Here is a 9587-nt window from a genome sequence, read left to right as displayed (position 1 = left end):
GCGCTTACCTCGTCGCGAATCGCGACGACCCGCCCTGGCGGGCCGTCTCCCTCGACGCCCTGCGCGAGGCCTCCGGCCTCGACGTGTTTCCAAGCCTTGCGCCGGCCGCGAAGGGCCGGGCCATGGATCTCCCGGAGCCACGCACCTATTCCCGGGGGGAGCCCGATGGCGACGAGCGTGCGCGCCGCCGCGCGCCGGAACCGGACTCGTTCGAAGCCTGGGCAAAGACCGAGCTGCATCGCGCCCTTCGGCAGCTCTGGCGTGCCGTCATGCGTGCCATCTTCTAGGAGGATGCCCAGATGCCGAAATCAGGTTCGCGGAAGAGTTCCGAGCGGACGGAGGCTGGGAAGGGCTCTGGGGCGGGGCCGGATGCCTTCGTGCCCTTCGCCGACGACGCGGCGGTGCGGACGATCGGGGACCTCGCGATCGAGAACGGCACCGACCGGATCGCCCTTCATGGCAGCCTCGACATCGCGCGGGACAAGGCGGGTCTGGACAGGGCCAGGGCGCTCGCCGCGACGCTTGCCGCCATCGTGGCGGCCCTGGAAGGGGCGCCGTTGCCCGATGCCGTCGCGGAGACCGTGCGGCCGACCGAGACGGTGAAGAACCCCTTCGCCTGAGACCAAGACCCGCGCCGATCTCGCAACTGTTCTTGCTGTCCCCGTTCTTGCCGGTCGGTCGCCGCCCTGATACTCCGGCGCAACACTCTCACGCGATGCGGTGCGACGATGGCGAGCGCCCGATGTCCGTCCGCATCGGCGCATTCCGCGCGGTCCGCAGGCCTGCACGAATCGGTGCAGCCGCGGGACCACGTACGCGACGATTCCGATGGTCGAGGCGCAGGGCGCGCCGGACCGCCGACACGACAAGGATACCACCATGGCGCGCGAATTCATCTACCACATGAAGGGTCTGACCAAGACCTATTCGGGTGGCAAGAAGGTCCTCGATAACATCAACCTGTCCTTCTATCCGGATGCCAAGATCGGCGTCCTGGGCATCAACGGCTCGGGCAAGTCGACCTTGCTCAAGATCATGGCCGGCATCGACAAGGACTGGACCGGCGAGGGCTTCGTCGCGCAGGGCGCGCGGGTCGGCTACCTGCCGCAGGAGCCGCAGCTCGATCCGAACAAGTCCGTGCGCGAGAACGTGATGGAGGGCGTCGCCGAGAAGCAGGCGCTGCTCGACCGCTACAACGAACTCGCCATGAACTACTCCGACGAGACGGCGGACGAGATGACCGCCCTCCAGGACCAGATCGAGGCCAAGAATCTCTGGGAGCTCGATTCCAAGGTCGACCAGGCCATGGAGGCCCTGGGCTGCCCGAGCGACGAGCAGCCGGTCGCGACGCTCTCGGGCGGCGAGCGCCGCCGCGTCGCCCTCTGCAAGCTGCTGCTCTGGGAGCCGGAACTGCTGCTCCTCGACGAGCCGACCAACCATCTCGACGCCGAGACGGTGAACTGGCTCGAAGGCCACCTGCGCCAGTACCCGGGCGCCATCCTGATCGTGACCCACGATCGCTACTTCCTCGACAACGTCACCGGCTGGATCCTCGAACTCGACCGGACCCGTGGCTACCCCTACGAGGGCAACTACTCGGCCTGGCTGGTCCAGAAGCAGAAGCGGCTTCAGCAGGAAGGCCGCGAGGACATGGCCCGCCAGCGCGCGATCAACCGCGAGCAGGAGTGGATCGCCGCTTCGCCGAAGGCGCGCCAGTCGAAGTCGAAGGCCCGCATCACCCGCTATGAGGAGCTGGTGGCGAAATCCCAGGACAAGATCGACGCCTCGGCGCAGATCGTCATTCCGATCGACGAGCGGCTCGGCAACAACGTCATCGAGTTCGAGCATCTCAACAAGGCGTTCGGTGACCGCCTGCTGATCGAGGACCTGTCCTTCAAGCTCCCGCCCGGTGGCATCGTCGGCGTGATCGGCCCCAACGGTGCCGGCAAGACGACCCTGTTCAAGATGATCACCGGTGTGGAAAAGCCGGACGGCGGCACCATCTCCGTCGGCGAGACCGTCCATCTCGGCTACGTCGACCAGTCGCGCGACGCCCTCGATCCGAATGCCACGGTCTGGCAGGAAGTCTCGGGCGGCAACGACATCATCTACTTCAACAAGCGCGAGATCAACTCCCGCGCCTACTGCGCCGCCTTCGCCTTCAAGGGCTCGGATCAGCAGAAGAAGGTCGGGACCCTCTCGGGCGGTGAGCGCAACCGCGTCCATCTCGCCCGGACCCTGAAGGGCGGGGCGAACGTGCTCCTCCTCGACGAGCCCACCAACGACCTCGACATGGAGACCCTGCGCGCCCTCGAAGAGGCGCTGGAGGATTACGCGGGCTGCGCCGTGATCATCAGCCACGATCGCTGGTTCCTGAACCGCATCGCGACCCACATCCTCGCCTTCGAGGGCGAGAGCCATGTGGAGTGGTTCGAGGGCAACTTCTCGGATTACGAGGAGGACAAGAAGCGTCGCCTCGGCGCCGATTCGCTGATGCCGAAGAAGATCAAGTACAAGAAGTTCTCGCGGTAAGCCGTCGCCCTACGCCCTGGCGCTGAGCGCCAGGGCGTCCTTCAGGTCCCGCCCGTCCGTGAGCTTGCGTCCGCGACGGCGCAGGTTCCTCAGCAGATCCCGGTCGGGAAACGGGCAGTAGGGCAGAATCGGCGCGATCGTGCCCTCGGGAAGCCGGCCCTCGGCCAAGTCCGCGAGCGCCTTGTCCAGCATGCGCCGCCCGTGCTCGTGTAGCACCACGGAGGCGCGTGTCGCGGTGGTGGCCTCGCTCAGGTGCACCGCGTCCTGGGCCAGGATCGCCCCGGCATCGATCGTCACCGCGAGGCGATGGATCGTCACTCCGAAGGCCGGTTCGGCCTCGGCCAGCGCATGAATGGTCGGCACCGGCCCGCGATGGCGCGGAAGGAGACCGGGATGGACGTTCAGGCCCCCGAGGGGAGCCAGCGCCAGGGTCGCGCCCGAAAGAATCTGGTCGAAGTGGAACGTTACGATGAGGTCGGGGGCATGCCGTTCGAAGGCCTGCCCGACATCCGCGCCGTTGACGTCGTCAACCTTCAGGGTCGGGATGCCGAGACTTCGGCAGAGCGCCTTCAGGGGCATCGCCCCGGGGCCCGCGCCGGTCAGACGGCGCGTCAGCGGCGAGACCGGTGCGAGGAGATCGGGCAGCCCGAAATTGACGCCGAGATAGGGCAGGATCGCAGGGCCTGAGCGCGCGAGATGTCGCCGGATCTGCCCGCTCAACCCGCCCGAACTCGGCCGCTCGGCATTGGACAGGCCCACGAAGGCGATCTCGGCGGCATGGTCCGTCACGAAGCGGCGGACGGCACGGGCGTTCGGCAGGGCCTCCAGGGCGAACAGCGCAAGGCGCGGGCGCCTCACCGGCCGACCCGGATCTTGAACTTGAACCCGCTCATTCCGAGGCGGCGCAGGGATTCCGGCAGTAGGGCCGCGCCACGAGCGGCGGCGGCGAGGATCCACGGGAAGGCGACGATGTCCCGGTCCCGGGCGAGACCGCGCGCGATGCGTGCGGCGGCATCCTGCGCGCTGATCTCCAGCGGACGCCAGCCCTGGTACTCGCTGCCCATCGCGGTCTTCACGTAGCCCGGCGTCACCACATTGACGCGAACTCCGTACGGTTTCAATTTCTCGCGCAGGGCGAGACCGTGGGCGAGGAGGGCGGCCTTGGTGCCGCTATAGGCCGGCGCGTCGGGAAGCGGCGCGAAGGCTGCCAGCGAGGAGACGAGGGCGATCTGTCCGCCCCCACGCGCCCGCATCAGCGTCGCGCAGGGCAGGGCGACGTTGAGGGCACCCACCAGATTCACATCCACCGTCTCGAAGGCCATGGCCTCGGTCTCGACGTCGCCCCCCGGGTCGCCGCCGTTGATCGCCGCATTGACGATGACGAGGTCGATCGGCCGCCGGGCATCGAGGTCCCTGAGCCAGGCGGCGATCGCCGGCCGGTCCCGGACGTCAAGGCGCTCGGTCTCGACGCGGGCTCCCCGGTCGCGGCACGCCTGTGCCACGGCATCGAGGCGGGGCGCGTCCCGGCCATGCAGGATCAGGGTTGCGCCGGGCTGGGCATAGTGCCGGGCGAGGGCGGCGCCGATTCCGCTCGACGCGCCGGTGATCAGGGTGACGGACATCGCGTCTGCTAGCCCGCCCGCGCGGCCGGGATCAATAGACCGGCGCGAGTTCCTGGGTCGGCTCGGCTTCCGCGCGGACCGCCGAGGCGGCGGCGAGCGCGGCGGCGGAGAGGGCGGCTTCCAGGCGCGGGATCGTGCCCGCCACGGCCCGCGCGATGGCCGGACGCGAGAAGAAGCCGCCGTTCACCTGCGAGCGGTGCAGCACCACGCGCCGGAAATCCGACATCAACTCGGGATCCGGCGGGATCGGCGCGGTCCAGAACGTGTTGATCCCGCCCTGATGGGTCAGGCCCGCCATGTTGTAGATCGCACTGCCGGCCGCATAGGTCGGCCGACCGAGTTCGAGGGAGAGCATGCCGACCGTGCTGTTCACCAGCACGACGCCCCGGGCGCCGGCGATCAGCCGGGGCAGGTCGCCGCCGTCGATGATGTCGAGGCGGTCGTTGACGCCGTGGCGCTTGGCCGAGTGCCGGGCATAGCGGCGCCAGTTGATCAGGCCGCTGTCGAGGGGGTGCAGCTTGATGAGCAGCCGGGTCGGCGCCTCCGAATGGGCAGCGAAGGACGCGATGGTCCGGTCCATGAAGGCCTCGACCCCGAGGAAGGGGGAATGCACACGGATCTGGAAATCGCTGTCGAGTTGCAGCGGCAGGAGGAAATAGTCCGCCGCGATGGCCTTGTAGGCCTCGTTGAGGTGCGCCGCGTCGCGCCGGGTCCGGGACCGGCGGGAGAACTTCCGGATCCAGCCCGCATACTCCACCGCGATGTGGTGCGGCCGGTGCGAGCGGAAATACGGGAAGAAGTACGGAAAGCCGAAATTCGCGATATTGTAGGCTACGTCCCAGATGCTGCGGCGGGCCATGTCGCCGCTCGAGGGCATGGCCCGTCCCGGCTGGGGTAGGCGACGGGCGACGGCTCGGATCTCGTCCGCGGTCTTCGGCAACGGCGAGTGGCCGTTCACGCCACCGAGTTCGCAGGTGATCCAGTTCGGCCGCAGGTAGCCCTCTTCGAAGACGTGCAGGCGGACGCCGAAGGGCTCGGCGGCTGCGGTGGCGGCCACATGGTAGGGGCGGCAATCCCCGAACAGGATGATGTCGGTGATGCCGTGGCGGCGGATATAGGCCGCGACGTAGTCGCCCCAATCGGCGAAGGTGCCGCGATAATTGTCGGAGGGCAGGCGCCAGAACAGCCAGTCTCCGGTCGAGAAGTTGATGCGCCGGACGTTGTGTCCGCGAGCCTTCAGCGCGCTGCCGAGGTCCGCGAAGAACGGGGAGGCGATCCCCTGAAGGAAGAGAAAGGTCGCTGGTCCATCGCGATGTGTCTCTGCGAAGGGCTGAAGCATTCCTGAGACGCCTGCTCCTGCGCCCACACAACCTGCGGGCCACCTGCCACGGGAAATTCCGTCGCACGGCACTCACATCCCAGCAATTGGGCGGAGATGGGGCTGCACAAGATTTCCGCGCCCCTGTGGTTTCGTTGCAACGAAATCATCCACAGATGCGTCGCCGGTTACTTCGTCATGACCACTGAGACGACAGAATGTTCGCGGCGGTCTCACTGCGTGTCACGGGAAGGTGGTAAGGCAGCATCCAGCCATCGCCACGCCTCGGGACCATGCCTTCGCACCTGCCGCCAAAGCTCACCGCCACGGGGCGGACCATCCGGACCCTGCGCGGGCAGATCGAGCGGGCAACCGGATCGTCCTTCGTCGCGCCCTGGCACCCCGGGTCGGTCCCCGTCACCTGGGGGCGGAACGGGTTGGTGCGGGCGGCGTCCCGATTGGGTCGCCCGCCTCTGGAGGTCGAGCCGGGACCGCTGCTGTCACCCTACGACACACCGCGCGGCGGTCTGGCGAGCCTGCGCTTGACCTGGCGCGACACGCCGTTCGGCGAGAGTCTCGTCGACCTCGCGGCCCTTCGCGCGCTCCGCGTCTTCGGGCGAAACCAATTCGGGCGCTTCGACGAGAAGACGGTCGGCGATCTTCTGGGCGGCCTCGTCGCACCCTCCATGATTCTGATCGAGGGCGCGCTCGCGCGCTCTCCCACCCACCTTGGTGGATATCTCCAGGCCGTGGCGCGCCGATTTCCGGACGATGACTTCGTGGTGGCCGGCAGCGAGGGATGTCCGGCCTTTCTCAAAGTGCCATCGCCGCGCCTGCGCGTCGTCAGCCGTCCGGTCGATCCCTGGGCCCTGTTTCCGCGCGTGCGCCGCGTTCTCGTGTCGGACTGGGCCTACGCCTGCGAGGCCCGGCTCGCCGATGCGGAGGTCGTCTGCCTGGACCGGCCGGAGGCGGCGCCCACGGCAGCGGACCTCGCACGGCGGCGCTACGGGGCCGGCCTTCACTACTTCGATCCCTGGACGCAGACGCCGATCCCCTTCGTCGAATGTCTCGAACGCGTGGCGTGGCTGCGCGATCGCTTCGCCGAGAACGACCGGCCCACGGTTCTCGTCGGTATCTCGCGCTGGAAGCGACCGGCCATCGACGTGTTCACGCGGGGCCCCTACGGCGATCCGGTGCACACCATGACCGCCGAGGATGCGGTCGCGGCCGCGCTTCTCCGGCAGGGCCGGATCCTTGCCTGGGCCACGCGGATGCCGGAGCGCCTCCCAACCCTGTGCGCAGAGGAGGGGATTCCCCTGGCGCGGATGGAAGACGGGTTCCTGCGCTCGGTGGGGCTCGGTGCGAGCCTGCAGCCGGGCGCGTCGATCGTGGTCGACGATCGCGGCATCTACTACGATCCGCGCACCGAGAGCCGCCTCGCCGTCATCTTGCGCAACGCCACCTTCCCGCCGGAATTGGTGGCCCGGGCGCGGGCCTTGCGCGAGAGCGTGGTGGCGCGTCGCCTGAGCAAGTACAATGTCGGCCTCACCGGCGACGCCGGGACCTGGCCGACCGACCGGCGCATCGTGCTGGTACCGGGGCAGGTCGAGGACGACGCCTCGGTGATGCACGGCTCCCCGGTCGTGCGGTCGAACCGGGACCTGCTGCGGGCGGCGCGAGTCCGCAACCCTGATGCGTTCCTCCTCTACAAGCCGCATCCCGACGTCGAGGCCGGGTTTCGTCCGGGGGCGATCCCGGAGGATGAGGCGCTCGGGCTCGCCAACCGGATCGTCGGCGGGCTCTCCATCGTCGATCTTCTCGACCGCGCCCACCACGTGGAGACAATGACGTCGCTGGCGGGGTTCGAGGCACTGATCCGTGGTCTGACCGTCGCGGTTCACGGGCGCCCGTTCTACGCGGGCTGGGGCCTCAGCGAGGATCTGGCACCCGGCGCCGATCGCGGGCGTCGCCTTGCCCTCGATGAGCTGGTAGCCGGCACCCTCCTGCTCTACCCCCTCTACCTCGATCCGGTCGCGATGAAGCCATGCTCGGCCGAGCAACTCCTCGACCGGCTCGCGGCGGCCCGCGACGCCGCCGGGCCGACGCGCCTCGCGCTCAGCGGGCCCGCGCACCTGATCATGCGCGCCCGCTACGCCGTCCTGAACCCGCTCGTCCGACGGCTCCGGCGCAAGCGCGGCGTTCCCCGGGCCGACGAACCGAGGCGCTCACCCCTGCGATGATGCTGCTCACATCGCTCGGCCTCGCCCTGGCGCTCTCCCTCGTCATCGAGGCCGTCGAAGGCGGCTCGGCCCGCCCGGTCAGCCGGCGCCCGGCCGACCTGGCCATCCGCTTTCTCGGCTACGCCTTGGTGATGGCGTTCTGGTTTCAGTTCTCGTGGCGGCCCTGGCTGGCGGGCGCCTCCTGCGTGCTCACAATCCTCATCCTCACCATCGTCAGCCGCCTGAAGCGCACCATCATCGGCGAGCCCCTGGTGTTCAGCGATTTCGCCCTGCTGCGGCAGGTCCCGAGGCACCCGGAGCTCTACTACACCCGCCCCTTGACCGACCCGCGCATGGCCGGGCCGATCCTCGTCGCCCTCGTGCTGGTCGGCGCGTGGTACGCGATCGAGCCGACGATCCTGCCGGTCGAGCCCAGCGTCGCCGTGCTGGCGCTGTTCGCCCTGCCGCTCGGCTTCCTGACCCTCGTGGCACTCTCCGCAGAGGGCCCGGCGGCGCGTGCCTCGGCGCGGCTGTTCCCGGCCCCGGCTCTCGTCGCGGATGTCGCCCGCTTCGGCCTGCCTGCGACGATCATCGGATACGCCCTGCGCTGGCGGGTCCTGCGACGCGGAGAGTCGATACCTCCGCCCCCTCGTGTCGCTCCCGGCCGAGATCGCGTGCTGGTCGTGGTGCAGCTCGAATCCTTCGTCGATCCGCGGCGCCTCGGCGGCCCGCCGCTGCCGCTGATGGACATGGTCTCACGCCGCGCCGCCCAGTATGGGCGCCTCCGCGTCCCCGCCCACGGCGCCTACACCATGCGCACCGAGCACGCGGTCCTGACCGGGCGTGACGCAGGAGACCTCGGCTTCGGCCTCTTCGACCCCTACCTCACCCATGGCGGGCGCGAACCCGAGAGCCTGCCCGCCCGCGCCCGCGAGGCCGGGTTCGAGACGCTGTTCGTGCATCCCTTCCATCGCGACTTCTTCAACCGGGCAGAGGTCGTGACGCGCCTCGGATTCGATCGCCTGATCATGGAGGAGGCGTTCGGCGACGCGCCCCGGGTCGGGCCCTACGTGTCCGACCTCGCCCTGGCCGAGCGGGTGCTGGCGGAGGTGCGGGGGCGTTCGACGCCGCTCTTCCTGTTTTGCGTCACCATGGAAAACCACGGGCCCTGGAAGCCGGGCCGCCTTCCGGGGATCGACGATCCCCTGTCGCAGTACCTCACGCACGTGAAGAACACCGGCCTCGCGGTGGAACGTCTCGTCGACGGCCTCGAAGGCCTCGATGCCATCCTCTGCGTGTTCGGCGACCATGCGCCCGCGCTACCGAACTGCCGTCCAGGCTTCGGCGACACGGCGACGGATTACGCAATCTTCCGGTTCGGGCCGGGCCAGGCCGTCGCGCCGCTGCGCCGCGATCTGAGCGCCGATGCCCTCGGGCGACAGCTTCGCGGATGCCTTGCTTCCGACACCGGCGCCTGAAGCGTGGCTTTGCCACCCTGGTGACGCAATGCTGCCCGACAGGATCGGCAGGGCCCATCCGTCGGAAAGCCGACCTTGAACGTCTGGACGATGCGTTAAACCGATCGCAGCGTTTGCGCGCTATCGGGTAGAGCGGCGGCCACTCGCGCGGTCGCCCGGCGGTCCCTCGACTGCTTCCCGGCGGCGCCCTCGCGGGCAGGCCGGCGCAATAGAAGTGATGCTGGCGCCGTCCGCGCGCCTCGAGCCATGCGGGCGTCGTCGCCGGGTCGTCGCGTCTCGCGGCTCCGGCTTGTGGGAGAGTGACAATGATTCGCAACGCGAGCCTCGCGGCCCTGGCAGCGTGCCTCGTCTCCGGCTGTTCGTCGATCCTGCCGGCGGCGGGTCCGACGACCAGCGCGATCGTGGAGGGGGCCGACGT

Annotated in this window: 7 protein-coding genes and 1 pseudogene; 5 read left to right on the top strand and 3 right to left on the bottom strand. The window is 69.2% G+C overall.

Going from position 1 to position 9587, the window contains the following annotated elements:
• The 3 genes and pseudogenes from MFF30_RS18935 to ettA all read left to right on the top strand — a co-directional run.
• Nucleotides 1-287: pseudogene (locus tag MFF30_RS18935) on the top strand (DNA/RNA non-specific endonuclease); the annotation flags it as partial.
• A gap of 12 nt (nucleotides 288-299) precedes the next feature.
• A complete protein-coding gene (locus MFF30_RS18930) occupies nucleotides 300-620 on the top strand; it encodes a hypothetical protein (protein WP_238281026.1) in 321 nt (106 codons plus the stop codon).
• 259 nt (nucleotides 621-879) lie between these two features.
• Complete coding sequence (ettA, locus tag MFF30_RS18925) at nucleotides 880-2532, top strand: energy-dependent translational throttle protein EttA (RefSeq protein WP_238281025.1); 1653 nt, start codon at nucleotides 880-882, stop codon at nucleotides 2530-2532.
• Between the two features lie 9 nt (nucleotides 2533-2541).
• Here ettA and MFF30_RS18920 read toward each other — a convergent pair whose 3' ends face one another.
• From MFF30_RS18920 to MFF30_RS18910, 3 genes are read right to left on the bottom strand one after another with little or no spacing between them, the layout of a single operon-like run.
• The gene (locus MFF30_RS18920; RefSeq protein WP_238281024.1) at nucleotides 2542-3390 is read right to left on the bottom strand and encodes a formyltransferase family protein; all 849 of its coding nucleotides are present in this window, start codon (nucleotides 3388-3390) and stop codon (nucleotides 2542-2544) included.
• Nucleotides 3387-4154, bottom strand: a complete 768-nt coding sequence (locus MFF30_RS18915) for an SDR family NAD(P)-dependent oxidoreductase (RefSeq protein ID WP_238281023.1) — start codon at nucleotides 4152-4154, stop codon at nucleotides 3387-3389. Before MFF30_RS18915 ends, MFF30_RS18920 begins: the two co-directional genes overlap by 4 nt.
• Nucleotides 4155-4185: 31 nt before the next feature.
• Entirely contained in the window at nucleotides 4186-5493 is a 1308-nt protein-coding gene (locus tag MFF30_RS18910; protein ID WP_238281022.1) for a capsule polysaccharide biogenesis protein, read from the bottom strand.
• Nucleotides 5494-5765: 272 nt separating this feature from the next.
• Between MFF30_RS18910 and MFF30_RS18905 the strand changes: the two genes are divergently transcribed.
• Both MFF30_RS18905 and MFF30_RS18900 read left to right on the top strand, forming a co-directional pair.
• The gene (locus tag MFF30_RS18905) at nucleotides 5766-7712 is read left to right on the top strand and encodes a capsular polysaccharide export protein, LipB/KpsS family (protein ID WP_238281021.1); all 1947 of its coding nucleotides are present in this window, start codon (nucleotides 5766-5768) and stop codon (nucleotides 7710-7712) included.
• Nucleotides 7709-9169, top strand: a complete 1461-nt coding sequence (locus tag MFF30_RS18900) for an LTA synthase family protein (RefSeq protein ID WP_373320941.1) — start codon at nucleotides 7709-7711, stop codon at nucleotides 9167-9169. The genes MFF30_RS18905 and MFF30_RS18900 overlap by 4 nt, the downstream gene beginning before the upstream one ends.
• Nucleotides 9170-9587: the final 418 nt, after the last annotated feature.

This window comes from Methylobacterium goesingense (assembly GCF_022179225.1).
Lineage (GTDB): Bacteria > Pseudomonadota > Alphaproteobacteria > Rhizobiales > Beijerinckiaceae > Methylobacterium > Methylobacterium goesingense.
This window is presented reverse-complemented; position numbering and strand designations above follow the sequence as displayed.